Origin of the sequence: Streptomyces sp. CoH27 (genome assembly GCF_020181035.1) — a bacterium.
GTDB lineage: Bacteria > Actinomycetota > Actinomycetes > Streptomycetales > Streptomycetaceae > Streptomyces > Streptomyces camelliae.
In genome coordinates, this window is sequence record NZ_JAIQYY010000023.1 from 1 (window position 1) to 24,097 (window position 24,097).

Consider the following 24,097-nt stretch of genomic DNA (forward strand, 5'->3'; position numbering starts at 1 on the left):
GTCGCTTCCTTTGTACTCACCCTCTCGGGCTTTCCTCCGGGCTTCCCTTCGGTGTTTCCGACTCTATCAGATCCTTTCGGCGTCTGATTCCCGGTCGGCGGGTTGTCTTCGAGCTTTTGGGCTTTCGCCTGTCGGCCTTTCGACATTCACTACGTTAGCTCATTTCCTCGGCGACTCATAATCGAGTCTCGCGGGGGGGGTTTCGGGCACGCGGGCGCGCCGAAATCGACCCCGGCGAAGGGGTTGTAGCTAGGTAGTGGGGTGGCCGCTCCGGCTGCTGGCGATTGCCGTACCCGGTTCAGCGGCTTGGGATACGTTACGCACCTTCCAGGCACGCGTCAACTTCGGCGCCGCCTCGGTACATGGGCCCGATACGGGCTCACCGTCGGATCGTCGGCAACCCAGTAACGCCACGGATGGACATCGCCGTTGCCGCCTTCGCCGGCGACTCCGGTGCGGGCACCGCTCCGGACCTGGTGAGCGGGGATCTTCGTGCCTGTCAGCATCCGCAACGGTGTCTCGCCGGAGGCGCAGGCGTCCGTGCCGTTCAGGGCACGGTCGACCTCCAGGGCGGTGGCCAGGCGAGCCGGTCCTTTGGCGAGTTCCTTGTCGTTGCGGGCCGAAAGTCGACGTTTACGGGCCAGGTCCGCGCCCTCGACCACCTCGCCGGCGCGGAGCAGGACGGCACTCGCGCGGCCTTCGGGACCGCAGACGAGGTTCATGCAGTGCCACATGCCGTAGGTGAAGTAGACGTACACGTACCCGGGCGGCCCGAACATCACCTCGTTGCGGGCGGTGCGGCCGCGGTAGGCGTGGGAGCCGGGGTCGTTCGGGCCGTCGTACGCCTCGACCTCCGTGAGGCGGACGGCGATGGGGCCCTCGGGGGTCGTACGGACCAGGATGCGGCCGAGGAGGTCGGGGGCCACTTCGAGGACCGGGCGGTCGAAGAACTCTCTGGGCAGAGGCGTACGGTCCGGGGGCGCGATCATGCCGTCCGAGGGTAATGGAGAGCGGGCATGGCGCCGGCGGAACCGGTCGGGGGGCGGATGCGTTTGTAGGGGTCGAGGTTCCTTCGTAAAGGGAGAGTCAATGGGGTTCAAGAAGCTGCTCGCGAGCCTGGGGGCCGGCGGGGCCTCGGTCGAGACCGTGCTGACCGAGGTGAACGTGGTGCCGGGTGGCGTCGTCCAGGGTGAGGTGCGGATCCAGGGCGGGTCCGTGAACCAGGACATCGAGGGGCTGTCGGTCGGGCTCCAGGCCAAGGTCGAGGTGGAGAGCGGCGACCAGGAGTACAAGCAGGACATCGAGTTCACGAAGGTGCGGCTCGGTGGTGCCTTCGAGCTGCAGGCCGGCGCGGTGCACGCGGTGCCGTTCGGGCTGGAGATTCCCTGGGAGACGCCGGTCACGATGATCGACGGGCAGGCGCTGCGCGGGATGCACATCGGGGTGACGACCGAGCTGGCCATCGCGCGGGCTGTGGACTCCTCCGATCTCGACCCCGTCAATGTGCATCCGCTGCCGGCGCAGAAGGCGATCCTGGACGCCTTCATCCAGCTGGGCTTCCGTTTCAAGAACGCGGACATGGAGCGCGGTCACATCCGGGGGACACGGCAGTCGCTGCCCTTCTACCAGGAGATCGAGTTCCACCCGCCGTCGCAGTACCGGGGGCTGAACCAGGTCGAGCTGAGCTTCGTTGCCGACGCGTACGCGATGGACGTCGTCCTGGAAATGGACAAGAAGCCGGGCCTGTTCAGCGAGGGTTCGGACACCTACCGGTCCTTCCAAGTCGGGCTGAACGACTGGCAGGGGACCGACTGGGCGGCTTATCTGAACCAGTGGCTGTCCGAGGTCGGCAGCAAGCGCAACTGGTTCTAGGCTCGGGAACTGCTGATTCCAGATCATCGATCAGGAGGTACCGAGGTGACCGAGCTCAAGCGGCGGCCGCTCCCCCACGATTTCCATCCGCCCGTGCCGTCGTTCACGGTGACGAGCGCGGACATCGAGGAGGGTGCGACGCTCAAGGACGCTCAGGTCTACGCGAAGGGCAACACCTCGCCGCAGCTGCGGTGGGAGGGCTTCCCGGAGGGGACCAAGAGCTTCGCCGTGACCTGTTACGACCCGGATGCCCCGACGGGGAGCGGGTTCTGGCACTGGGTCCTGTTCGACATCCCGGCCTCGGTGACGGAGCTGCCGGCAGGTGCGGGCAGCGGCACGTTCGAGGGGCTGCCCGAGGGTGCGGTGCAGGTGCGCAACGACTACGGGTCGAAGGACTTCGGCGGTGCCGCGCCGCCGCCCGGGGACGGGCCGCACCGTTACGTCTTCACGGTGTACGCGGTGGACCAGGAGAAGCTCGGTCCGGACGCCGATGTCTCGCCGGCCGTCGTCGGTTTCAATCTGCGATTCCACGCGATCGCGCGTGCCCAGCTCATCGGCGAGTACGAGAACCCCGCGCAGGGCTGAGCGCACCATCGCGATTCAGCCAAGCGTTCATTGAACGTTTGCCCGCCTCCGGTCTTGGAAGTGATCGGAGGCGGGCATTTTTTATTGCGTTGTCCATCTCGGCGCGCCCGTCCAGAGTTGATCCAAGCCCGCCGGGGGGTGGGCAGGTGCACACGGGAGGTGGGCTGGATGCGTGACACGCTGGTTCTGAACGCGAGCTTCGAGCCGCTGTCGACGGTGACCTTGAACCGAGCCGTCGTTCTGGTGCTGCAGGACAAGGCCGTCGTCGAGCAGGCCCATCCCGAGCTGCGGATGCGCGGTGCCGATGTGGACATACCGGCGCCGCGGGTGATCAGGCTGTGCAGGTATGTACGGGTGCCGTTCCGAAGACAAGCTCCGTGGTCGAGGCGGGGGGTGCTGGTCCGGGACCGGCACCGGTGCGCGTACTGCGGGCGCAGGGCCACGACGGTGGACCATGTGCTGCCGCGGGCGCAGGGTGGGCAGGACACGTGGCTGAATACCGTTGCCGCGTGTGCGGAGGACAATCACCGGAAGGCCAACCGGACTCCGGAGGAGGCGGGGATGGCTCTGCTTCGGGAGCCGTTCGAGCCTACTCCTGCGGACGCGATGCTCTTGGCCTTGGGGCAGGAGGACTTCGCTGCGCTTCCCGAGTGGCTTGCTCGGGATGCCGCCTGATCGATACGGCCTCGCGCCCCTTACGGGGCGCGCTGCTGCCCCCCTCAGTCGATGCTGGGCTTCTCCCTGCGTTCCGTGCCGTTGTTCTGGGGCGGGATCGAGGAGCCGTTGTTGCCTGAACCTCCGCCCAGGGGGCCGAAGTTGCCCATCGCGCCGGAGAGACCCTTGAGAGCGTCGCCGATTTCGCTGGGGACGATCCAGAGCTTGTTGGCGTCGCCCTCGGCGATCTTCGGGAGCATCTGGAGGTACTGGTAGGACAGCAGCTTCTGGTCGGGGTCGCCGGCGTGGATCGCCTCGAAGACCGTGCGGACCGCCTGGGCCTCGCCTTCGGCGCGCAGGGCGGCGGCCTTGGCCTCACCTTCGGCGCGCAGGATCTGGGACTGCTTCTCGCCCTCGGCCGTGAGGATGGCGGCCTGGCGCGTACCTTCGGCGGTGAGGATCGCGGCGCGCTTGTCACGGTCGGCGCGCATCTGCTTCTCCATCGAGTCCTGGATGGAGGTGGGGGGCTCGATCGCCTTCAGTTCGACGCGGTTGACGCGGATGCCCCACTTGCCGGTCGCCTCGTCGAGGACGCCGCGCAGGGCCGCGTTGATCTCCTCACGGGAGGTGAGGGTGCGTTCGAGGTCCATGCCGCCGATGATGTTGCGGAGCGTGGTGACCGTCAGCTGCTCGATCGCCTGGATGTAGCTGGCGACTTCGTAGGTTGCGGCGCGGGCGTCCGTGACCTGGTAGTAGATCACCGTGTCGATGTTGACGACGAGGTTGTCCTGGGTGATCACCGGTTGGGGCGGGAACGGTACGACCTGTTCGCGCAGGTCGATGCGGTTGCGGATGGTGTCGATGAACGGGACCACGATGTTCAGGCCCGCGTTCAGGGTCCGTGTGTAGCGGCCGAAGCGCTCGACGATGGCGGCGCTGGCCTGTGGGATGACCTGGATGGTCTTGATCAGGGCGATGAAGACCAACACCACCAGAATGACCAGGACGATGATGACCGGTTCCATCGTGTTCCCCGTACCCCTCTCTGCCGCGCCTCTTCGGCAGATCCTATTGGTGTGGAAGATCTTGCTGGTCGAGTCTGACAGACTGCCGCCCAACTCGCCGGTCGGATGGCTCAGATGACGATCGCGGTGGCCCCCTCGATCTCCACGACGTCCACTTCCTGGCCGACTTCGTAGGCCCGGTCGGTGTCCAGGGCGCGTGCCGACCAGACTTCGCCGGCGAGTTTGATACGGCCGCCGGAGCCGTCGACCCGTTCCAGTACGACGGCCTGCTTGCCCTTCAACGCGTCGATGCCGGTGGCGAGTTGGGGGCGTTGCCTGGTGTGCCGGGCGGCGATGGGGCGGACGACGGCGATGAGGGCGACGGAGACGACGACGAACACGAGCACCTGGATCACGCCGTTGAAACCGAGTCCGGCGGCGACGGCGGCCGCGACGGCTCCGACCGCGAGCATGCCGAACTCCGGCATCGCGGTGACGACGAGCGGAATGCCGAGCGCCGCCGCGCCGACGAGCCACCACACCCATGCGTCGATGTCGTTCACATGGTCATGGTAGGGCCGTGAGCGGGCGGCGGACAGGGCGCACGAGGGAAGCGCGGAGGGCTCAGGACAGGGGCAGGCCCTGGGCGGTCCAGCGGTCGCCGACCTGCTCGACGACGAGCGGGAGGCCGAAGCAGAGGGAGAGGTTGCGGGAGGTGAGCTCCAGCTCGATGGGTCCGGCGGCGAGGACCTTGCCCTGGCGGATCATGAGGACGTGGGTGAAGCCGGGGGCGATCTCCTCGACGTGGTGCGTGACCATGATCATCGAGGGGGCGATCGGGTCGCGGGCGAGCCGGCCGAGGCGGCGGACCAGGTCCTCGCGGCCGCCGAGGTCGAGGCCGGCGGCGGGCTCGTCGAGCAGGAGCAGCTCGGGGTCGGTCATCAGGGCGCGGGCGATGAGGGTGCGCTTGCGCTCGCCCTCGGAGAGGGTGCCGAAGCGGCGGTCCACGTAGTCGGTCATGCCGAGGCGGTCGAGGAAGGCGCGGGCGCGCTGCTCGTCGACCTCGTCGTACTCCTCCTGCCAGTGGGCCGTCATGCCGTAGGCGGCGGTCAGGACGGTCTCCAGGACGGTCTGGCGCTTGGGGAGCTTCTCGGCCATGGCGATGCCGGCCATGCCGATGCGAGGGCGCAGCTCGAAGACGTCGACCTTGCCCAGGGTGTCGCCGAGGATCGTGGCGGTGCCCTTGCTGGGGTAGAGGTAGCTGGAGGCGACGTTCAGAAGGGTGGTCTTGCCGGCGCCGTTGGGGCCGAGGATGACCCAGCGTTCGCCCTCCTTCACCGACCAGGAGACCTGGTCCAGCAGAGCCCGGCCCTCACGGATCACGGATACGTCCTGAAGCTCCAGAACCTCGCTCATGAGCGCGTTGTCTCCCCTTGCAGTGTGGCCGGTCTCGGCTGTCGCGTACGCCTGTGGCTCGGGCCGCAGTGCCGGTGGGCGCGGCCCTCATGAAATCTACGCCACGAGTGCGCCGCTCCATTCCATCGGTCCGGTCCTTAGGGTGGGGGCATGCTCTCGGAACCGCGTTCAGGACGCCTTGCCGCTTGGGGAAATGCCCTTTTGGCCGGACTTGTCTCTCCTGATGACGCCGTGCTCGCCATCGTGGGCGAGGACGCGGTGCACCGGGTGGAGGGGCTGCCCGGGGAGTCCGCGCCGGTCGGGCTCACGCTCGCGCTGGGGCGGCTGCGCACGTTGGGGGTGACCGGGCTGCGGGTGGCGCTGCCGGCGCCCGGCCATCCGCTGGGGCTGAGCGGTCCGCCGGAATTCAACGCGCGGGCGCTGGAGGCCGAGGAGGCGGTGGTCTGCTTCGGGGCCGCGTTCGGGCTGGTGCCGGAGGTGTACGAGGCCGGGCCCGCGGGTGATGTGCATGCCGAGGTGGTCTGGCATGTGCTGCCGGTGCGGGAGGCGCCGCCCGCCGATGTGCCGTCGCTGGGCGAAGCCGAGCGGGAGCTGGCGGAGGCGTTGCGCGAGGCGACCGAGGTGCTGTCGAAGCTGGACGTCACCGGGTCGGGTCCGGTGGCGGAGGCGGCGATCGACGCGTACCGGGCGCGAGCCGAGCGCGGCCGGGAGGTGTTGGCGCCGGGATATCCGCCGCGTGCGGTACGGGTGTTGGAGCTGGCGCAGCGGGTCGCGCTGCTGGTGTCGCTGGCGTACGGCAACGGGCACGGGGGTGCGGTCAGCGCCGGCGAGATGGCCGCGCGGTCGGAGGCGTTGCGACCGGTGGAGCGGACGGCTCGGCGGGCGCAGGTGGCGGCGTACAACTCCATCGTGGAGGAGCGGGAGCGGGGAACGCGGTAAGGGGTGGGCCGGGCCGGGGGCGCCGCCGCTCGGGGGTGCGGCGGGCGCGCCCGCGCCCGCGTCGACGCCAGCGACGGCCACGGCGGCCGTGCGGTCGGCTGCGAACCCGACAGGCCTCCCGGTGTGCCCGGGAGGCCTGTGGTCACTGTCGGCGGGACGTCACTGGTTGACGCCGAGGTTGCCGAAGACCGGGTTCAGCACGCCGACGACGCTCGTGCTGTTGCCGACCACGTTCACCGGGACGTGCACCGGCACCTGAGCGACATTGCCCGAGACGACACCCGGGGAGCCCTGGGCCTCGCCGGCGGCGCAGGCGCCGTCGTTGGCGGAGGCCAGGCCCGCACCGGCGGCCACGAGGCCACCGGCCAGCATCGTCACGGCCGCTGCCTTCTTCAGGTTCTTCACTTTCCAACCCCTCCTAGGCGTTCACCACGGCGGTTCGCCGTGGCACGCACTGGAGAACGGCACGGTTCACCGGAGGATGCGCCGTCCGGGTGACATTCCCACGACGGTATGAATCTCAGTCCGGAGTGTGACCCTCAGGGTTGCCGTGCGTGACGGTCGCGGGGGGGGCGGCGGGACGGGTGTTTCAGCCGGCCACGCCGTGGCGTACGGCCCACAGCGCGGCCTGGGTGCGGTCGGCGAGGTCGAGTTTCATCAGGATGTTGGAGACATGCGTCTTGACGGTCTTCTCGGACAGGACGAGGGCGCGGGCTATCTCGCGGTTGGAGCGGCCGTCGGCGATCAGGCCGAGCACCTCGTTCTCCCGCTCGGTGAGCGAACCGCCTCTGCCCTGGCCGGAGTTGCTCTCGTCCTGGGAGAGCAGGGCGCCGGCGACCTCCGGCTGGAGCAGGACGTGGCCGGCGTGCACGGAGCGGATGGCGCCGGCGAGGGCGTCGGGGTCCACGTCCTTGTAGACGTACCCGGCGGCGCCCGCGCGCAGGGCGGGGACGACCGTGCGCTGTTCGGTGAAGCTGGTGACGATCAGCACGCGCGCGGGGTTGGCGAGTTCGCGGAGCTTGCGCAGGGCGTCGATGCCGTCCATGCCGGGCATCTTGACGTCCATCAGGACGACGTCCGGGCGCAGTTCCTCGGCGCGGGCGACGCCCTCGGCGCCGTCGGCCGCCTCTCCGACGACCTCGATGTCGTCCTGCACCTCCAGGAAGGTGCGCAGGCCCCGGCGGACGACCTGGTGGTCGTCGACGAGCAGCACCTTGATCGGGTCAGCCACCGGGGACCTCCATCTCGATCGTGGTGCCCTTGCCGGGCACCGATTCCACGGTCAGCGTGCCGCCGACCCCGCTGGCCCGGTCCCGCATCGAGACCAGGCCCAGATGCCGTCCGGCGTGGCGGACGGCCCTGGGGTCGAAGCCGCTGCCGTCGTCGCTGACGCGCAGTACGGCTCCGCCGCCGCGCCGGTCGACGCTCACCGCGACATGGCCGGCGCCGGAGTGGCGCAGTGCGTTGTGCAGGGCCTCCTGGGCGACCCGGAGCAGGGCTTCCTCCTGGGCGGCGGGCAGGGCGCGGAAGCCATTGCTGGTGAAGGTCACGCGCGCGGTGTGGGCGCGGTCGAGGACCTGGATCTGGGTGCGCAGGGTGGCGACGAGGCCGTCCTCGTCGAGGGCGGCGGGGCGCAACTCCACGACGGCGGCGCGCAGTTCGTCGGCGGCCTCGGCGGCGAGCGTGGCGACCTGCTGGAGTTCGCCCTTGGCGCGGGCGGGGTCGCGGTCGACGAGGGCCCCTGCGGCCTGGGCGGTCAGGCGCAGAGAGAAGAGCTTCTGGCTGACGGCGTCGTGCAGTTCGTGGGCGAGGCGGGAGCGTTCCTCGGCGATGGTGAGCTCGCGGCTGCGTTCGTAGAGCCGGGCGTTGGTGAGGGCGATGGCGGCGTGCTGGGCGAGGATGGCGAGCAGCTCCTGGTCCTCTTCCGTGAAGCCGCACCTGCCTTCCGGTTCGGGGCGCGGGGGGTGTGCGGGGTTTCCCCCCACAGAATGCAGCTTGTTGGCGAGGAAGAGGGCGCCGATGACCTCGTCGCCGTCGCGGATGGGCAGGCCCAGGAAGTCGACCAGGTCGGGGTGGGCGGACGGCCAGCCCTCGAAGCGGGGGTCCTTGCGCACGTCGGCGAGACGCTCCGGGCGGGCCTCGTGCAGCATCGAGGCGAGGATGCCGTGCTGGCGGGGCAGCGGGCCGATGGCCTTCCACTGGGCGTCGCTGACGCCGTCGACGACGAACTGGGCGAAGCCGCCGTGGTCGTCGGGGACGCCGAGGGCGGCGTACTGCGCGTCGAGCAGCTCGCGGGCGGAGGCGACGATCGTCTTGAGGACGTCGCGCACCTCCAGATGCCTGCTCATGGCCAGCAACGCGGAGCTCACCGCGGCGAGGCCGGACCGGGGGCCTTGGCTCATGTCCTCACGGTACCGGCGGGGTGTGACAGCGCGGATCGGACCGCCGGGGGCCGGGACCGGTCCGCTGGGCGTAGGGCGAGCGGCGTAGGTCGCCGACCCCGGGCTCGGCGGCGGGGCCCCTCGGCCGGGGTTCGGCAGCGTGGTGGGTCGCTCCGCCGGGGTTCGGCAGTGTCGTGGGTCGCTCCGCCGGGCTCGGCGGTGTGGACCGCTCGGCCGGGGGCGCGAGGTAGGCATCGGGCTCCAGGGCGCGTGGCACAGGTCCCCCGGCCAAGGGCGTGCGGCCGTAGACCACCGGCCAAGGGCGTGCGGCGAAGGCACCCTGGCTCCGGCGCACCACGTGGGCCGGGGCAGGGGCCTAGGTCGTGCGGCCGGGGGCGGGTGGGACACGTCGAAGGGACCCCCTCGGTTGCGGCTGCTCTGGACCAGGTCGCGGCGGTGCCGGCCGTGGAGGGGCGCTGAGGACACGCGTGCGCGTGCCGGAGGGGCCGGCCGCGCGGGTGGCGGCCGAGCAGCGGGGGCCGGGCCGGGGCTGGACCGGGACGCCGTACGGCTGCTGGTGTCGCGGGGTGCCGAGGTGACGCATCACGCGTTCCGGGAGCTGCCGGAGCTGCTGCGGGCCGGTGATCTGCTGGTGGGGAACACCTCGCCCGCGCGGGCGGCCGCGGTGAGCGGGCGGATCGGGTACGCGCGTGTGGTGGTGCATTTCTCCGCGCGCAGGGACGACGGCCGGTGGCGGTCGAGCTGCGGGAACCGGACGACGGGCGCAGCACGCGCGCGCGTACGGGCACGTACGCGGGGACCAGGGTGTCGTCGCCGGGCGGGGCGCGGCCGGGGCGGAGGGAGTGGTCGGGCGGCCGAGGGGTGGACGGACCTGGTGGTCACGCCGGAGCGCGGGGTGCGGGTGGTGGACGAGCTGCTGACCGGGCTGCACGAGCCGGAGGCCTCGCACCTTCTGATGCTGGAGGCGGTCGGGGGGCGGGCCGCGATCGACCGCGCCTCCGACGAGGCGCCGGCGCGGGCTCTGCCTGTGGCATGAGTCCGGCGACATCCACCTCGTCCTCCCGGAGGAGAGTCCTCACACAGAGCATTGCGATGGCAACTCCTGGTGAAACCGTTACGTCTCCGGTGTGAGCCCGCGCATAGGGTCCACATCACGTACTAACGGACATAGGAGAAAAAGCTTCCCGGAGCGAACGGGGCAGACGGGCAAGTCTGTCCCGTTTTGCCCTTCCCCGGTCCACTACCCGGGATCGTATGTCACAACTTTGCCTGGGCATTTTGCGCCAGCTAAGAATTGCTCCGTCGCTCAGCGCCGTGGGTCACCGGCCCGCGGCGTTCGTGCGGGAGGAGCCGATTCCCCCGGCGGACGCAGGAGCGACCTCCGCGCTTACGAGAGGTCCATCAGCCATGCCCAAGAACGTTCTCACCCGAGCTCATAGTCGCGCCCTGTCCAAGCAGGGCAAGGCCGTCATCGCCGGTGTCGCCGCCCTCGGCGCCGCCGCCCTGGCCATCTCGGCGGCCCCCGGCCACGCCGAGACCGTCACCACCGGTGCCCCGGCCGCCGCCGCGCAGGTCGCGAGCAGCACGGCGCTGAAGAACGTCCAGGGCACGGTCACCGACCAGCTCGCCACGGACACGGTCAAGCTCGACGGCTTCGCCGCGCAGAAGAAGGCCGCCGACGCCGCCGTGGCCAAGAAGGCCGCCGACGAGGCCGCCGCCAAGAAGGCCGCCGCCGACGCCGCCGCGCAGAAGGCCGCCCAGGACCGCGCCGCCGCCGACGCCGCGAGCCGTTCCGCGCAGCGCCCGCAGATGGAGATGGTCGCCGCCAAGAGGACGTACGCCAACAACCTCGACGGCTGGATCCGCGAGGCCCTGGACATCATGAAGGCCAAGGGCATCCCGGGCTCCTACAGCGGTCTGCACCGCAACATCATGCGGGAGTCCTCGGGCAACCCGATGGCCATCAACAACTGGGACGTCAACGCCGCCAACGGCATCCCGTCCAAGGGCCTGCTCCAGGTGATCCAGCCCACCTTCAACGCGTACCACGTGTCGGGCACGTCCTGGAACATCTACGACCCGGTCGCCAACATCACCGCCGCCGCCAACTACGCGGCGCACCGCTACGGCTCGATGGACAACGTCAACAGCGCGTACTGAGGCCTGGCGCGGACCTCTGCGACGTAACGGACGTAACGCACGTAACGCCGAAGGGCGGCACCCTGGAAACCGGGGTGCCGCCCTTCGGCGTCGTACGGGCGCGGTTACTTGCGCATGACCTCCGGCTCGTGGCGGCGCAGGAAGCGGGCCACGAAGAAGCCGCAGATCACACCGAGCGCGATCAGCGCGACCATGTCCAGGGTCCAGGCCCCGCCCGTGTGGTTCCACAGCGGGTCGGTGCTGCTCGGGTTGTCGGTGTTCGGCGCGATGTTGTTGAAGTCCAGCGTGGCACCGGCCGCGGCCACCGCCCAGCGCGACGGCATCAGGTACGAGAACTCGTTGACGCCGAGCGTGCCGTGCAGAGTGAACAGACATCCGGTGAAGACGACCTGGATGATCGCGAACATCACCAGCAGCGGCATGGTCTTCTCGGCGGTCTTCACCAGCGAGGAGATCACCAGGCCGACCATCATCGACGTGAAGCCGAGCGCCATGATCGGCACGCACAGCTCGAACAGCGTCGAGCCGCCGAGTACGACGCCCTGGTCCGGGATCTCGCGGCTGGAGAAGCCGATCACGCCGACCAGCAGGCCCTGCAGCACGGTGACGGCGCCGAGCACGACCACCTTGGACATCAAGTACGCCGACCGGGACAGACCGGTCGCGCGCTCCCGCTCGTAGATGACCCGTTCCTTGATCAGCTCACGGACCGAGTTCGCGGCGCCCGCGAAGCACGCGCCGACGGCGAGGATGAGCAGCACCGTGGTGGCCGTGCCGTTCGGGATGTGCGCACCGGTGCGCGGGTTGACCGCCGCGTTGACCAGCAGGCCCCGCTTGTGGTCGATCAGAAGGCTGACCGAGCCGAGCACCGCCGGCAGGATCACCGTCAGCGCCAGGAAGCCCTTGTCGGAGACGATCACCGACACATAGCGCCGGATCAGGGTCATCAGCTGCGAGCCCCACGCCTGCGGCTTGGGCGGCTTGATGGCCTGCGGCGGCGGCATGTGTGCGGATACGGACTGCGGGGCGGCCGCGTCGATGTCCGCCGCGTACATCTGGTAGTGCTGCGAGCCCTTCCAGCGGCCCGACCAGTCGTAGTCACGGTAGTTCTCGAAGGCGGAGAAGACATCGGCCCAGCTGTCGTAGCCGAAGAAGTTCAGCGCTTCCTCCGGCGGGCCGAAGTACGCCACCGCGCCGCCCGGCGCCATCACCAGCAGCTTGTCGCACAGCGCCAGCTCGGCCACCGAGTGGGTGACGACGAGGACCGTACGGCCGTCGTCGGCGAGGCCGCGCAGCAACTGCATGACATCGCGGTCCATGCCCGGGTCGAGACCGGAGGTCGGCTCGTCCAGGAAGATCAGCGACGGCTTGGTGAGCAGCTCCAGGGCGACCGAGACGCGCTTGCGCTGACCGCCGGACAGGGACGTGACCTTCTTGTCCTTGTGGACGTCCAGCTTCAGCTCGCGCAGCACCTCGTCGATGCGGGCGTCGCGCTCGGCCGCGGTGGTGTCGGCCGGGAAGCGCAGTTTGGCCGCGTACTTCAGGGCCTTCTTGACGGTCAGCTCCTTGTGCAGGATGTCGTCCTGCGGGACCAGACCGATGCGCTGGCGCAGCTCGGCGAACTGCTTGTACAGGTTCCGGTTGTCGTACAGCACCTCGCCCTGGTTGGCGGGCCGGTAGCCGGTGAGCGCCTTGAGCAGGGTCGACTTGCCGGAGCCGGACGGGCCGATGACCGCGATCAGCGACTTCTCCGGGACGCCGAAGGAGACGTCCTTCAGAATCTGCTTGCCGCCGTCGACGGTGACGGTCAGATGGCGCGCGGAGAAGGAGACCTCACCGGTGTCGACGAACTCCTCCAGCCGGTCGCCGACGATCCGGAAGGTGGAGTGGCCGACGCCGACGATGTCGTTCGGGCCGAGCTGGACCGAGCCGCCCTTGGGCACCGGGTGGCCGTTGACGTACGTGCCGTTGTGCGAGCCCAGGTCGCGGATCTCGAAGCGGCCGTCGGGCGTCGAGTGGAACTCGGCGTGGTGCCGGGAGACCTGGAGGTCCGAGACGACCAGCTCGTTCTCCAGGGCACGGCCGATGCGCATCACGCGGCCGATGGAGAACTGGTGGAACGTGGTCGGGCTCCGGTCGCCGTAGACCGCCGGTGCCCCCGCGCCGCCACCGGGCGTCTTCTGCGCGTACTGATCGGCGGGTGCCGCCTGCTGCTGCGGGAACGCCGCGGCCTGCGGCTGCTGCCAGCCGGGCTGCTGCGGCGCCGCCTGCTGGGCCGGTGCCTGCTGCGGTACGGCGGCCTGCTGGGCCGGCGGGGCCTGCTGGGCCCAGCACGGAGCACCGGCTGCCTGCGCGCCGGCGCCCTGCGCGGCGTACGGCGCCTGCTGCTGTTGGCCGGCCACGGCACCGGACAGATTCAGCCGCGGCCCGTCGGTCGCGTTGCCGAGGTGCAGCGCCGAGCCCGGGCCGATCTCCATGTGCTGGATCCGCTGACCCTGCACGAACGTGCCGTTGGTGCTGCCGTGGTCCTCGACGACCCAACTGCGGCCGTTGAAGCTGACCGTGGCGTGTCGCCAGGACACCCTGGCGTCGTCGAAGACGATGTCACCCTGCGGATCGCGGCCGAGGGTGTACGGCCGGGACGGATCCAGCGTCCAGGTCCGTCCGTTTGATTCCAGAACGAGTTCAGGCACTCCATGCCCCACTGAGTTGTCCCCCGAATTACCCCCATCGCAGGGAGTCTAGGGATGTCGAACATCGGGGGGAACTATTTCAGGCTCCGCCCTCTGACCGAAACCCGGGCCTTGTCACGGATGCACCCGTGCGCTCCAACTCGCGCCGTTGACGGGGTTGAAATCCATCCGGAGAGTGGTAATCCCGGCGAGGGGGACAAGCACGGCCGTGCCGCCGCGCGGCGGTTCGACGGCCACAGCGCCGCGGTTCGGCGGGATCTGCCACGAGGGGATCGGGGGATCTGCCATGAGTTCAGCCACGCGTACCGGGGCCGCGCGGCGCGCCGGAAAGGTGCCCTGGACGGATGCCCTGTTGTCCGCGATCGCCGCGGTGAGCTGGGCGTTGATCGGGATGGCGGGCACGGCCGCGCTCGGACTGCATCTGCTCCAGGCGGACACGGCGGGCTCACTGGGCCCCATGACGGCCGCTGTTGTGGCGCTCGGGGCGGGTGGTTCGGTCACGCCGTCGGGCGATGTGTCCGCTTTCGGACTGAAAGGCGCCGAGGCGCACACCGCCATCGAGATCACGCCACTCGGGGTGAGTCTGGTCGGTGCCCTGCTGTTGTCGTGGTTCTTCCTGCGGTCCTTGCGCACGGCCGGAGTTGTCATCGCGCCCGCCGAACTCCTCGCGCGCGCGGGCACGATGACGGCGCTCTTCGTGGCAATGCTGGGCGGTCTCGCCTGGGCCGGGCACGACGTCATCACCATCGACGGCGGCTCGCTCGGCGCCGGTGCGCTGCCGGGCGCGGGCGGGAAAGGGGGCGGCGGACTCAGCCTGCCCGGCCTCGGGGACGTGAGCGGGCTGCTGCCGGACCGGATCGGCGGCCTGATCCACGCCAAGGCCGGCGTCGGCTTCACCGTGGACACCCCGGCCACGCTCCTGGGCGGGCTCGGCTGGTGCGCCGGGGTTCTGCTGATCGCGCTGCTGGCCGGCCGCCGCGCTCCCCTGCCGCCGGGCTGGTCCGCGGTGCACCGGGTGGTATGGCCGGCGGTCTCGGCGCTCGTCACCGTCCTGCTGCTGGCCGTCGCGGCCGGGCTCGCCGCTGCGGCGTACGCGGCGATCGGCGACGACCACCCGCGGCGGATCGCCGGCGCGGCCCTGCTCGGCACCCCCGACGGCGTCTGGCTCGGCCTGCCCCTCGGCCTGTTCGTCCCCTGGGACGGCCACGCCACGGGACTGCTCCGCACGGTCCTCCCCCATCCCCTGGACCAGCTCATCGGCACGAGCTCCGACCGCCCGCTGACCGTGAGCCGACTGGCCGACCTGGACAACCGGGTGTGGCTGCTGACGGTGGCGGCCGCGCTGGCAATGCTGCTGACCGGCGTATGGACAGCGGCGCGTACGGCGGTGGTACGGGGGTCCTCTCGCAGCGCCGTGGGGCGGGGCGCCGTGGAACGGGGAGCAGGGGGGCCTCACGGCGCCGTGAGGCGGGGAATGCGGGGGCCTCACGGCGCCGCGGGGCGGCGGGGGCGGCGGCTGGGCAGCGCCCTGAGCCGTAGGGTGCGGCTGGGGGACACCGCCCGCGGTGATGAGGTACGGCCGCCAGACGGTACCCGCGGTGATGAGGTACGGCCGCAGGGCAACCGCCCCGGCCGCGGAGTACGGCCACCCGACACCGCGCTCGGCCGCGAGGTACGGCCGCCCGACACCGCGCTCGGTCTGGCCGTCCGCTGCGCTGTGCGCCTCGGCATCGTCACCGCCCTCGCCCTCCCTCTGCTCGTCCGGCTGGCGGACGTCTCCGTGACCGCGTCGCTGTCCGTCCTCGGCTTCGACGCCTTCGGCGCGGGTGTCGTCCTGCACGGCCACTTCGGGGCCGCGCTGTTGCTGGGGGCGGTGTGGGGTGCCGGCGCGGGGGCGGTGGGGGCGCTGCTGGCCTGGGCCACGGGGGCGGCGGGGTCCAGTGCGGTGTGGGCGGCTCGGGGAGCACCGGCCGGGGTGGCGGTCGACCGGGCCGGGGATGAGGAGGAGGGCGCCGGAGCGCTGTACGGCCCCGGGCGCGGGAGTGCGGCCGAGACTCACGGGAGTGCAGCCGGGGCTTCGGGGTACGGCGGTGGGACGGGGTACGGCGGTGGGGCGGGGCCTGCGCCGTACGGTGGCCCCGGTGCCGGCGGCTCCGGGCGCCCCGGAGCCGGCGACGGTGCCGGGCCGTACGCCCCAGGTGCGCCGTACCGGCCGCCGAACCCGGACACGAACCCCTACCTGAAGGTGCCAGAAGAGCCCCGCGGGGAGCCCGAGGACGCGCGACCGCCGGGGTCCCGCGACGATGTGTACGGCGCCCCGACCGTCGCCGGACCCCTCGACGGCGCTCCCCCGCCACCCCGGCGCCGTCCCCCGGCACGGCCAGGGGACCGCTCACGGCGGCCGGACGGTCCCGAGTGGCCACCGCCGCCCCCGCCCCCACCACCGCCCGCGGCACCGCCGGGGAAGCCGAAGCGGCGCGGCTGACTGCGCCGGGTCCCCGCCCGGCACCCGGCCGACACCGCTCCCCCTGTGCCGCCTCCCGTTTCCCCCGTGCTGCCCTGCCCGCCCGGGGTGACTCGTGGCACAGTCGAGGTGGAGCCAGGGGATGCCGTACGGGGGCGCCGCGGTTTCTCCTGGTGGCAAGATCCCCGACACCGATCGGACATCCATTGTTCCGTGTCCGTCAGGCGGACCTCGGCGGCGCGGGGCACTGGGTGCCGGATACGGTGGTGACACCATGAGCGCTTCGCAGATCCCTGCTTCGCAGACCCCCGAGGTCCCCACTCTCCTCGTCAAGATCTTCGGCAAGGACAGGCCGGGCATCACGGCGGGCCTGTTCGACACCCTGGCCGCCTACCTCGTCGACGTGGTCGACATCGAGCAGGTCGTCACCCGGGGCCGCCTGGTGCTGTGCGCGCTGGTGACCAAGCCGCCGGCCGGCCTGGAGGGCGACCTGCGGGCCACGGTGCACAGCTGGGCCGAGTCGATGAAGATGCAGGCGGAGATCATCTCGGGGCTCGGCGACAACCAGCCGCGCGGTCTCGGGCGCTCCCTGGTGACCGTTCTCGGCCATCCGCTCACCGCCGAGTCGACGGCCGCCGTGGCCGCCCGGATCGCCAAGGCCGGCGGCAACATCGACCGCATCTTCCGGCTCGCCAAGTACCCGGTGACCGCGGTGGAGTTCGCCATCTCCGGTGTGGAGACCGAGCCGCTGCGCACGGCCCTGGCCTCCGACGCGGCGGCACTGGGTGTCGACATCGCGGTCGTCTCAGCGGGGCTGCACCGGCGCGCTCAGCGGCTGGTGGTCATGGACGTGGACTCCACCCTGATCCAGGACGAGGTCATCGAGCTGTTCGCCGCGCACGCCGGCTGTGAGGACCAGGTCGCCGAGGTGACGGCGGCGGCGATGCGCGGGGAGCTGGACTTCGAGCAGTCCCTGCACGCGCGCGTGGCGCTGCTGAAGGGGCTGGACGCCTCCGTGGTGGAGAAGGTCCGCAACGAGGTCCGGCTGACGCCGGGCGCGCGCACCTTGATCCGTACGCTGAAACGACTCGGCTACCAGGTCGGGGTCGTCTCCGGTGGCTTCACCCAGGTCACGGACGATCTGAAGGAACGGTTGGGCCTGGACTTCGCGCAGGCCAACACGCTGGAGATCGTCGACGGCAAGCTCACCGGCCGGGTCACGGGCGAGATCGTGGACCGGGCGGGCAAGGCGCGGCTGCTGCGCCGGTTCGCCGCGGAGGCCGGGGTGCCGCTGTCGCAGACGGTGGCGATCGGCGACGGCGCCAACGACCTGGACATGCTGAACGCGGCCGGTCTGGGGGTCGCCTTCAACGCCAAGCCGGTGGTGCGCGAGGCGGCGCACACGGCGGTGAACTTCCCCTTCCTCGACACCGTGCTGTATCTGCTGGGCGTCAGCCGCGAAGAGGTCGAGGCGGCGGACACGCACGACGAGGGCTGAGCCGCTCCGGCCGCACGGACGGGGAAGGGCCCGGCACCGCGCGGTGCCGGGCCCTTCCGTGTGCCGGTGAGGTCAGTCGGCGGGGGCCCAGTAGTCCGTGAGCGTGGCCACGCCCGGCTCCAGGCTCTTCCAAGGACCGTCGAAGGTCAGCAGGGCGAATGCGGCGGGCGGGAGGCCGCGGCGCTCCATCCGGTCGCGGGCGTCGCCCTCGACGGCTCCGGAGAGGATGCCGGCCAGGCCGTGCGCACCGGGGTTGTGGCCGATCAGGATCACGTTGCGCACGTCGTCCGGGGTCTCGTTGAGCACGGCGATCAGCTCGCCGGGGGAAGCCTCGTAGATCCGCTCCTCGTAGACGGTCCTCGGGCGCTCCGCCAGTTCGTGGACGGCCAGCTTCCAGGTCTCGCGGGTCCGGACCGCGGTGGAGCACAGGGCCAGGTCGAAGGCGATACCGGTGTCGGCCAGCTTGCGTCCGGCGACGGCGGCGTCCATGCGTCCGCGCTCGGCGAGGGGACGCTCGTGGTCGGACACCTGGGGCCAGTCGGCTTTCGCATGCCGGAAGAGGACGATCCTGTGAGGTTCTGCGGCGCTCATACGCCCCAGCTTCGCATGAAACAGGCCATGTGGTGCAGGGAGTTGATGTGCGGATTCACCGCGCGTGGGGGCTCCGGGTCAGCGCGCGAGGAGATGCTGGGCGCGCTCGAAGAGCTGCGTGATCGCGGGGTCGCCGCCGGCCGCGTGCGCGTCCGACGGGTTCAGTATCAGCAACAGCAGCGCGATGAACGCGAGCGCAGGCAGGGCGAGGGCCCACCAGGGCAGCCGGATGTCCACACCGCCCGTGGTCGCCGGGTGGGGCCGGGAGTGGGTGCGGGCCGACATGATCGCCTCCGTGGGTCTTCGAGCGGGTCCGTGACCGCCATGTGCGGTCACATCTCGAAGCTACGGAATCCGGGGCCGCCAACCCATCCGGACTTCCACCCAGTTGACCCTGACCCTTTCCCCCTAAGGGATGGTGGAGCCAGCCCCACCATCCACCGGGCGGAACGGCCGGCACCGGGCCCGGAGGTGGCCGGAAGGCGCCCCTCAGGGCAGGGCGACCCCAGGGGAAGGCGACCTCAGGGGGAGGCGATGATCGCGATGACGGCGATGACGGCGAAGATGGCGAAGAACGAGCCGAAGACGAGCAGCATCTTCTTCTGGCCGTTCTGCGGGTTCGGGTCGAGCACAGGCTGCATGCGGTCAGTGTCGCACCCGTCCCGCGCGCGCGTGCCGCCGGGGCCCGCTCCGCGCGTGCCGCCGGGGCCCCCTCAGTGCGCCGTCGCCTCGTCCTCCACGGTGCGGTTGCGGCCCGCCAGGAAGCCGACCAGGATCTGCGGCACCATCAGGCCCGCCATGAGGGCGATCGGCAGTCCCCAGCCGCCGCTCTGCTGGTAGAGCACACCGACCAGCAGCGGGCCGGGGATGGAGATGAGGTAGCCGGTGCTCTGCGCGAACGCGGACAGCTGGGCGACGCCCGCACCGCTGCGCGCACGCATGCCGACCATGGTCAGGGCCAGCGGGAAGGCGCAGTTGGAGACGCCGAGCAGCACCGCCCAGGCCCAGGCGCCGGCGGCCGGCGCGACGTAGAGACCGGCGTAACCGGCGAGCCCGCACACGCCGAGGACCAGCACGATCGGCCCCTGCTGGGGCAGCCGGGTGGCGACGCGCGGAATGACGAAGGCCAGCGGCACGCCCATCACCATGGTGACGGCGAGCAGCACGCCCGCGGTGCCGGCCGGGACACCGGCGTCCCGGAAGATCTGCGCCATCCAGCCCATGGTGACGTAGGCGGCGGTGGCCTGAAGTCCGAAGAAGACGGCGAGCGCCCAGGCGGTGCGGCTGCGGGTGATGCGCAGGGGCGCGGACCGGTCCCCGGCCGCCTCGGCCGCCTCCGCCGCACGCCCCGGCTGGGGCCGGGGCTGGATGTGCGTGGGGGCGGTGCCACGGTCGCGGACGAGCGGCAGCCAGGACAGGACGGCGGCAGCCGCGAGGGCGGCCCACACGGCGAGGCCGGGCCGCCAGCCGCCGCCCAGGGCGTCGGTCAGCGGCACGGTGACCGCGGCGGCCAGGGAGGTACCCATGGCGAGGGCCATCGAGTACAGGCCGGTCATGGAGCCGACACGGTCGGGGAACCAGCGCTTCACGATGACCGGCATGAGCACGTTGCTGACCGCGATGCCCATGAGGGCGAGTGCGCTGGCGGCCAGGAAGCCGGCCGTACTCCCGGCGTACGGCCGTATCAGCAGGCCCGCGGTGATGGCGGCCATGCCGGCGCACACCACGGCGGCCGGGCCGAAGCGGCGGGCCAGGCGGGGGGCGGTGACGCCGAAGACGGCGAAGCAGAGCGGGGGCACGGAGGTGAGCAGACCGGCCACGCTGCCGCTCATGCCGAGCCCCTCGCGGACCTCCTCCAGGAGGGCGCCGAGGCTGGTGATGGCCGGGCGGAGGTTCAGTGCGGACAGCACGATGCCGACGACGACCAGGCGGGTCGCCCACGCGCGCGTGCGGTCTGCGCCGGGTATCGCATCGGAGGTCGCACCAGGGGTCGTCTCGGCGGTGCTCGCCGCGGCGGCGTCCCGGCGTCCGGGATCCCGGTGTCCCAGATCCCGGTGTCCGGGGGATGACATCGCCGTACGGGTGTCCGTGGTCCGGGTTTCCTCACTAGCCATGAAACACATCATAGAATCATGGGATGATTGGTTGTCCATCCCCGGGACATGCCGACCCGGGCCTGTCGTGCGAAGGTGTGCCATGCCCCTGAGCCACCCGCGTCGTTCGGCGCTGTCCGAGCAGGTCATCGCCGAACTGCGCAACCAGATCACCTCCGGCGAGTGGCCGGTCGGCTCGCGCATCCCGACGGAGCCGGAGCTGGTCGAGCAGCTCGGCGTCGCCCGCAACACGGTCCGCGAGGCCGTCCGCGCGCTCGCGCACAACGGTCTGCTGGACATCCGGCAGGGCTCCGGCACGTATGTGGTGGCGACGAGCGAGCTGGCCGGCGTGATGCACCGCCGGTTCGCCGGCGCCGACCCGCGGCACATCGCCGAGCTGCGCGCCGCGCTGGAGTCGGCCGCGGCGAAGCTGGCCGCCGAGCGGCGCACCGAGAAGGACCTCAAGCAGCTGGACGCGCTCCTGGAGCGGCGTGAGGAGGCCTGGGAGACGGGCGACGCGGAGGCGTTCGTGGCGGCGGACGCCACCTTCCACCTGGCCGTCGTGGCCGCCTCTCACAACGACGTCATGACGGCGATGTACGCCGACCTGGGCGAGGTGCTGCGGGACTGGCTGCGCGCGGACGTCGGGGCGGAGCTGACCCCGGAGACACACATGGATCACACCCGGCTGCTGGACGCGATCCGCACCGGGGACGCGAAGGCGGCGGCGGCCGAGGCGGCGAGCTATCCCTTCCTGTGCCGTCCGGGCCGGTTCAGCGCACCTTCTGGTGGCTGATCCAGGCCGAGTGGACCTCCTTCCAGCACCGGCCCGTGAGCCGTACGGTCAGGGCGGGCGCGGCGTCCACCGGCGCGCTGTCGGTGTCGATGTCCCACCAGTGGGCGCACTTGATGTGCAGACGTACGCGGTCGGTGTCGACATAGGGGTTGTGGCAGTAGGCCACCACATGGGAGCCGTGCACCGCCGTCCGGCAGGCGGCGCCGAAGGGGCTGGGCGCGGGCGGCTTTCCGTCGTCCACGCGCGCGCGGGCCGGCGCGGCGTACGGAGCGGAGAGCAGGAGGGCCACGGCCACGGTCACCGGGGCCAGGCTTCTGGACAGGCGCACAAGGGGACCTCCTCGGCCGGGCTGGGGAGGATCACGTGAGGTGAACGCGTAATCAAGAGTGCGCCGTTGAGCCGGGTGCCCGCCCGGCGGGTGGGCCGAACGGGTGACGTCGCCGATACGGCCCCCGATACGGCCCCCGATACGGCCGAGGCCCGCAGCCCCTGAAGGGGTGCGGGCCTCGGCCGGCGATCGTGCCTCGGCGGCAGCGTCACGCGCCGATCGCGTGCAGGCCGCCGTCGACGTGAATGATCTCGCCGGTGGTCTTCGGGAACCAGTCGCTCAGCAGGGCGACGATGCCGCGGCCGGCCGGCTCCGGGTCCTTCAGGTCCCACTCCAGCGGGGAGCGGGTGTCCCAGACGGCGGCCAGCTCCGTGAAGCCCGGGATGGACTTGGCGGCCATGGAGCCGATCGGGCCCGCGGAGATGAGGTTGCAGCGGATGTTCTGCTTACCCAGGTCACGGGCGATGTAGCGGCTGGTGGCCTCCAGCGCGGCCTTGGCCGGGCCCATCCAGTCGTACTGCGGCCACGCGTACTGCGCGTCGAAGGTGAGTCCGACGACCGAGCCGCCGTTCTGCATCAGCGGCAGGCAGGCCATGGTCAGCGACTTCAGGGAGTACGCCGAGACGTGCATGGCGGTGGCGACGGACTCGAACGGGGTGTTGAGGAAGTTGCCGCCGAGCGCGTCCTGCGGCGCGAAGCCGATGGAGTGCACGACGCCGTCCAGGCCGCCCAGCTCCTCGCCGACGATGTCGGCCAGCCGGCCGAGGTGCTCGTCGTTGGTGACGTCCAGCTCGATGACCTTGGTGGGCTTCGGCAGCTTCTTGGCGATGCGCTCGGTCAGCGTGGGCCGCGGGAACGCCGTCAGGATGATCTCCGCGCCCTGCTCCTGGGCCAGCTTGGCAGCGTGGAAGGCGATGGAGGACTCCATCAGCACACCGGTGATCAGGATGCGCTTGCCCTCAAGGATTCCGCTCATGGTGATCAGTGACCCATTCCCAGTCCGCCGTCAACGGGGATGACGGCTCCAGTGATGTACGAGGCGTCGTCCGAGGCGAGGAACCGCACCGTCGCGGCAATCTCGTCGGGCTGCGCGTAACGGCCGAGCGGCACCTGAGACACGATGTTCTTGCGCTGCTCGTCGCTGAGCACCTTGGTCATGTCGGTGTCGACGAAGCCGGGCGCGACGACGTTGAAGGTGATGTTGCGCGAGCCCAGCTCACGGGCGAGGGAGCGCGCGAAGCCGACCAGGGCGGCCTTGGAGGCGGCGTAGTTCGCCTGCCCCGCCGAGCCCAACAGACCGACCACGGACGAGATCAGGACGACGCGGCCCTTCTTGGCGCGCAGCATGCCACGGTTGGCGCGCTTGACGACCCGGAAGGTGCCGGTGAGGTTGGTGTCGATGACCGAGGTGAAGTCCTCCTCGGACATGCGCATCAGAAGCTGGTCCTTGGTCACGCCGGCGTTGGCGACGAGGACCTCGACCGGACCGTGCTGGTCCTCGATCTCCTTGTAGGCCTGCTCCACCTGCTCCGGGTCGGTGATGTCGCACCTCACGGCCAGGCAGCCCAATTCCGTCAGGGCGGCCGGCGGCTCACCCGAGCGGTACGTGATCGCGACCTTGTCACCGGCATCGGCGAACGCGCGGGCGATGGCGAGGCCGATGCCCCGGTTTCCTCCGGTGACGAGAACCGAGCGGCTCAACGGATCACCCTTTCGATAGCGGTCTGAAGCGTCGTGCTACCCGCCCGAACACGTCGACGGCAGGCGGCTTCATCGGAAACCTATCGGTAGCGCCGCGTGCCCGGGCAATCGGGCACCGACAGTGGCTGAGGTGCGGCACTGTCGGGTTTCTACAGTCGGCCGTCCCGTCAGTCCCCCGCACCCGGCGCATGAGCAGTCAGGCCGACCTCGCGTGCCGCATCGAGCATCCGCTTGTCGTAGGTGACCAGACAGTCGAGGGCGTCGCCGATGGCCAGCGCGCTCGCCACGTGGATGGCATCGAGCGATCGGAGGGCCGACGGCACTCTGGTCGCCAGATCCCGGACCTCCTCGGTGAGAAGAATTTCGGTGACCATACGGTCCAGGTCGGCCAAGGCGTGGGGAAAGGAGCCAACCTTGTCGAGCTGCCGCACCGTCTCCACCAAGCCGACTGTGCTGGTAGCCATGGGCAGACCGGGCTTCTCGGCAAGGAAGAGCCGAAGCCCGGTGGCGCCCGCTCGCCCCGTCAGCAACGTCAGCAGGGCGGAGGAGTCCATGTAGATCAACGCTCGTCCTCCCGCTCGGCCAGGAGGAGCTCGACCGGGTCGGGGGCGCCCTCAGGAAGTTCGTACCTCGGCAGGCCGTCGAGATCGGAGGTGGTGGCCGCCTTGAGGCGGATCTTGCCCTGGGCGACCAGGTCGGAGTAGCGGGCGACCGGCCCTGAACCCGGTAGCAGTATCGCGATGACCTTGCCGTGGCGCGTGACCTGAACCGCCTCGCCCTTTTCGACGCGGGCGAAGACGGCGCTGGGGTTGTACGAGAACTCGCGGACGGAGATGGCGCTCATTGCGGGCTCCCTCACTGCCACCGGCATTGTGCCTACAACTCCTGAAGTGTACCTACG

Annotated in this window: 25 protein-coding genes and 1 pseudogene; 9 read left to right on the forward strand and 17 right to left on the reverse strand. The window is 70.9% G+C overall.

The features are described 5' to 3' along the window. Positions 1–338: 338 nt before the first annotated feature. Entirely contained in the window at positions 339–989 is a 651-nt protein-coding gene (locus LE548_RS33195; protein ID WP_225100722.1) for a DNA-3-methyladenine glycosylase, read from the reverse strand. A gap of 100 nt (positions 990–1,089) precedes the next feature. Here LE548_RS33195 and LE548_RS33200 point away from each other — a divergent pair, with 100 nt between their 5' ends. The 3 genes from LE548_RS33200 to LE548_RS33210 all read left to right on the forward strand — a co-directional run bounded on the left by LE548_RS33200 (position 1,090) and on the right by LE548_RS33210 (position 3,132). Beyond that, positions 1,090–1,872, forward strand: a complete 783-nt coding sequence (locus tag LE548_RS33200) for a sporulation protein (protein ID WP_225100723.1) — start codon at positions 1,090–1,092, stop codon at positions 1,870–1,872. 45 nt (positions 1,873–1,917) lie between these two features. Next, positions 1,918–2,457: a YbhB/YbcL family Raf kinase inhibitor-like protein gene (locus LE548_RS33205; protein WP_225100724.1), complete on the forward strand. Its 540-nt coding sequence runs from the start codon at positions 1,918–1,920 to the stop codon at positions 2,455–2,457. A 168-nt stretch (positions 2,458–2,625) separates the two neighbouring features. Next, positions 2,626–3,132: an HNH endonuclease gene (locus LE548_RS33210; protein WP_225100725.1), complete on the forward strand. Its 507-nt coding sequence runs from the start codon at positions 2,626–2,628 to the stop codon at positions 3,130–3,132. Between the two features lie 44 nt (positions 3,133–3,176). Here the strand turns inward: LE548_RS33210 and LE548_RS33215 are convergent, their stop codons facing one another. The 3 genes from LE548_RS33215 to LE548_RS33225 all read right to left on the reverse strand — a co-directional run bounded on the left by LE548_RS33215 (position 3,177) and on the right by LE548_RS33225 (position 5,531). After that, positions 3,177–4,136: an SPFH domain-containing protein gene (locus LE548_RS33215; RefSeq protein ID WP_225100726.1), complete on the reverse strand. Its 960-nt coding sequence runs from the start codon at positions 4,134–4,136 to the stop codon at positions 3,177–3,179. A gap of 110 nt (positions 4,137–4,246) precedes the next feature. Then, the gene (locus LE548_RS33220; protein WP_225100727.1) at positions 4,247–4,678 is read right to left on the reverse strand and encodes an NfeD family protein; all 432 of its coding nucleotides are present in this window, start codon (positions 4,676–4,678) and stop codon (positions 4,247–4,249) included. 61 nt (positions 4,679–4,739) lie between these two features. Next, positions 4,740–5,531, reverse strand: coding sequence for an ABC transporter ATP-binding protein (locus tag LE548_RS33225; RefSeq protein ID WP_225100728.1), 792 nt, complete (start codon positions 5,529–5,531; stop codon positions 4,740–4,742). Between the two features lie 150 nt (positions 5,532–5,681). On the opposite strand from LE548_RS33225, the gene LE548_RS33230 reads away from it, so the two are divergent. Further along, positions 5,682–6,470, forward strand: a complete 789-nt coding sequence (locus LE548_RS33230; RefSeq protein ID WP_225100729.1) for a hypothetical protein — start codon at positions 5,682–5,684, stop codon at positions 6,468–6,470. 159 nt (positions 6,471–6,629) lie between these two features. Here LE548_RS33230 and LE548_RS33235 read toward each other — a convergent pair whose 3' ends face one another. From LE548_RS33235 to LE548_RS33245, 3 genes are all read right to left on the reverse strand, one after another. Then, positions 6,630–6,875: a chaplin gene (locus LE548_RS33235; RefSeq protein ID WP_225100730.1), complete on the reverse strand. Its 246-nt coding sequence runs from the start codon at positions 6,873–6,875 to the stop codon at positions 6,630–6,632. A 184-nt stretch (positions 6,876–7,059) separates the two neighbouring features. Beyond that, positions 7,060–7,701, reverse strand: a complete 642-nt coding sequence (locus LE548_RS33240) for a response regulator transcription factor (RefSeq protein ID WP_225100731.1) — start codon at positions 7,699–7,701, stop codon at positions 7,060–7,062. Beyond that, positions 7,694–8,872 (reverse strand): GAF domain-containing sensor histidine kinase, encoded by a 1,179-nt coding sequence (locus tag LE548_RS33245; RefSeq protein ID WP_225100732.1) that lies wholly within the window; start codon positions 8,870–8,872, stop codon positions 7,694–7,696. Before LE548_RS33245 ends, LE548_RS33240 begins: the two co-directional genes overlap by 8 nt. Positions 8,873–9,327: 455 nt before the next feature. Between LE548_RS33245 and LE548_RS33250 the strand changes: the two are divergent. Both LE548_RS33250 and LE548_RS33255 read left to right on the forward strand, forming a co-directional pair. Beyond that, positions 9,328–9,981, forward strand: a pseudogene (locus tag LE548_RS33250) (S-adenosylmethionine:tRNA ribosyltransferase-isomerase). Positions 9,982–10,279: 298 nt separating this feature from the next. Further along, positions 10,280–11,032, forward strand: a complete 753-nt coding sequence (locus LE548_RS33255) for a transglycosylase SLT domain-containing protein (protein ID WP_225100733.1) — start codon at positions 10,280–10,282, stop codon at positions 11,030–11,032. Between the two features lie 104 nt (positions 11,033–11,136). Here the strand turns inward: LE548_RS33255 and LE548_RS33260 are convergent, their stop codons facing one another. Further along, a complete protein-coding gene (locus LE548_RS33260; RefSeq protein WP_225100734.1) occupies positions 11,137–13,725 on the reverse strand; it encodes an FHA domain-containing protein in 2,589 nt (862 codons plus the stop codon). A 286-nt stretch (positions 13,726–14,011) separates the two neighbouring features. On the opposite strand from LE548_RS33260, the gene LE548_RS33265 reads away from it, so the two are divergent. Next, positions 14,012–16,210 (forward strand): streptophobe family protein, encoded by a 2,199-nt coding sequence (locus tag LE548_RS33265; RefSeq protein ID WP_225100735.1) that lies wholly within the window; start codon positions 14,012–14,014, stop codon positions 16,208–16,210. Positions 16,211–16,463: 253 nt separating this feature from the next. Then, the gene (gene serB / locus LE548_RS33270; RefSeq protein WP_225100736.1) at positions 16,464–17,687 is read left to right on the forward strand and encodes a phosphoserine phosphatase SerB; all 1,224 of its coding nucleotides are present in this window, start codon (positions 16,464–16,466) and stop codon (positions 17,685–17,687) included. A 72-nt stretch (positions 17,688–17,759) separates the two neighbouring features. Here serB and LE548_RS33275 read toward each other — a convergent pair whose 3' ends face one another. From LE548_RS33275 to LE548_RS33285, 4 genes are all read right to left on the reverse strand, one after another. After that, positions 17,760–18,278, reverse strand: a complete 519-nt coding sequence (locus tag LE548_RS33275; RefSeq protein ID WP_225100737.1) for a histidine phosphatase family protein — start codon at positions 18,276–18,278, stop codon at positions 17,760–17,762. Positions 18,279–18,356: 78 nt separating this feature from the next. After that, positions 18,357–18,563, reverse strand: a complete 207-nt coding sequence (locus LE548_RS33280; RefSeq protein WP_225100738.1) for a hypothetical protein — start codon at positions 18,561–18,563, stop codon at positions 18,357–18,359. A gap of 236 nt (positions 18,564–18,799) precedes the next feature. Next, positions 18,800–18,919, reverse strand: coding sequence for an SGM_5486 family transporter-associated protein (locus tag LE548_RS45635; RefSeq protein WP_263636869.1), 120 nt, complete (start codon positions 18,917–18,919; stop codon positions 18,800–18,802). A 72-nt stretch (positions 18,920–18,991) separates the two neighbouring features. Continuing rightward, positions 18,992–20,404: a CynX/NimT family MFS transporter gene (locus tag LE548_RS33285; RefSeq protein WP_225100739.1), complete on the reverse strand. Its 1,413-nt coding sequence runs from the start codon at positions 20,402–20,404 to the stop codon at positions 18,992–18,994. A 70-nt stretch (positions 20,405–20,474) separates the two neighbouring features. Here LE548_RS33285 and LE548_RS33290 point away from each other — a divergent pair, with 70 nt between their 5' ends. After that, the gene (locus tag LE548_RS33290) at positions 20,475–21,167 is read left to right on the forward strand and encodes a FadR/GntR family transcriptional regulator (protein ID WP_225100740.1); all 693 of its coding nucleotides are present in this window, start codon (positions 20,475–20,477) and stop codon (positions 21,165–21,167) included. Here the strand turns inward: LE548_RS33290 and LE548_RS33295 are convergent. From LE548_RS33295 to LE548_RS33315, 5 genes are all read right to left on the reverse strand, one after another. Further along, a complete protein-coding gene (locus tag LE548_RS33295) occupies positions 21,145–21,495 on the reverse strand; it encodes a hypothetical protein (RefSeq protein WP_225100741.1) in 351 nt (116 codons plus the stop codon). The two genes, LE548_RS33290 and LE548_RS33295, sit on opposite strands and share 23 nt — an antisense overlap. A gap of 208 nt (positions 21,496–21,703) precedes the next feature. Continuing rightward, positions 21,704–22,471: an enoyl-ACP reductase FabI gene (gene fabI, locus LE548_RS33300; RefSeq protein ID WP_225100742.1), complete on the reverse strand. Its 768-nt coding sequence runs from the start codon at positions 22,469–22,471 to the stop codon at positions 21,704–21,706. 5 nt (positions 22,472–22,476) lie between these two features. Then, on the reverse strand, positions 22,477–23,196 hold the full coding sequence (gene fabG, locus LE548_RS33305) for a 3-oxoacyl-[acyl-carrier-protein] reductase (RefSeq protein ID WP_225100743.1): 720 nt from the start codon (positions 23,194–23,196) through the stop codon (positions 22,477–22,479). Between the two features lie 167 nt (positions 23,197–23,363). Then, entirely contained in the window at positions 23,364–23,750 is a 387-nt protein-coding gene (locus LE548_RS33310; RefSeq protein WP_225100851.1) for a PIN domain-containing protein, read from the reverse strand. A 5-nt stretch (positions 23,751–23,755) separates the two neighbouring features. Beyond that, positions 23,756–24,040 (reverse strand): type II toxin-antitoxin system Phd/YefM family antitoxin, encoded by a 285-nt coding sequence (locus LE548_RS33315; RefSeq protein ID WP_225100744.1) that lies wholly within the window; start codon positions 24,038–24,040, stop codon positions 23,756–23,758. Between the last annotated feature and the right edge of the window lie 57 nt (positions 24,041–24,097).

Bases quoted from the DNA above. Each gene is read 5' to 3' on its own strand.
- LE548_RS33195 (WP_225100722.1), bottom strand. From the start codon at position 989: ATGATCGCGCCCCCGGACCGTACGCCTCTGCCCAGAGAGTTCTTCGAC.
- LE548_RS33200 (WP_225100723.1), top strand. From the start codon at position 1,090: ATGGGGTTCAAGAAGCTGCTCGCGAGCCTGGGGGCCGGCGGGGCCTCG.
- LE548_RS33210 (WP_225100725.1), top strand. From the start codon at position 2,626: ATGCGTGACACGCTGGTTCTGAACGCGAGCTTCGAGCCGCTGTCGACG.
- LE548_RS33215 (WP_225100726.1), bottom strand. From the start codon at position 4,136: ATGGAACCGGTCATCATCGTCCTGGTCATTCTGGTGGTGTTGGTCTTC.
- LE548_RS33225 (WP_225100728.1), bottom strand. From the start codon at position 5,531: ATGAGCGAGGTTCTGGAGCTTCAGGACGTATCCGTGATCCGTGAGGGC.
- LE548_RS33230 (WP_225100729.1), top strand. From the start codon at position 5,682: ATGCTCTCGGAACCGCGTTCAGGACGCCTTGCCGCTTGGGGAAATGCC.
- LE548_RS33245 (WP_225100732.1), bottom strand. From the start codon at position 8,872: ATGAGCCAAGGCCCCCGGTCCGGCCTCGCCGCGGTGAGCTCCGCGTTG.
- LE548_RS33255 (WP_225100733.1), top strand. From the start codon at position 10,280: ATGCCCAAGAACGTTCTCACCCGAGCTCATAGTCGCGCCCTGTCCAAG.
- LE548_RS33265 (WP_225100735.1), top strand. From the start codon at position 14,012: ATGAGTTCAGCCACGCGTACCGGGGCCGCGCGGCGCGCCGGAAAGGTG.
- serB (WP_225100736.1), top strand. From the start codon at position 16,464: ATGAGCGCTTCGCAGATCCCTGCTTCGCAGACCCCCGAGGTCCCCACT.
- LE548_RS33275 (WP_225100737.1), bottom strand. From the start codon at position 18,278: ATGAGCGCCGCAGAACCTCACAGGATCGTCCTCTTCCGGCATGCGAAA.
- LE548_RS33280 (WP_225100738.1), bottom strand. From the start codon at position 18,563: ATGTCGGCCCGCACCCACTCCCGGCCCCACCCGGCGACCACGGGCGGT.
- LE548_RS45635 (WP_263636869.1), bottom strand. From the start codon at position 18,919: ATGCAGCCTGTGCTCGACCCGAACCCGCAGAACGGCCAGAAGAAGATG.
- LE548_RS33285 (WP_225100739.1), bottom strand. From the start codon at position 20,404: ATGATGTGTTTCATGGCTAGTGAGGAAACCCGGACCACGGACACCCGT.
- LE548_RS33290 (WP_225100740.1), top strand. From the start codon at position 20,475: ATGCCCCTGAGCCACCCGCGTCGTTCGGCGCTGTCCGAGCAGGTCATC.
- fabI (WP_225100742.1), bottom strand. From the start codon at position 22,471: ATGAGCGGAATCCTTGAGGGCAAGCGCATCCTGATCACCGGTGTGCTG.
- LE548_RS33310 (WP_225100851.1), bottom strand. From the start codon at position 23,750: ATGGACTCCTCCGCCCTGCTGACGTTGCTGACGGGGCGAGCGGGCGCC.
- LE548_RS33315 (WP_225100744.1), bottom strand. From the start codon at position 24,040: ATGAGCGCCATCTCCGTCCGCGAGTTCTCGTACAACCCCAGCGCCGTC.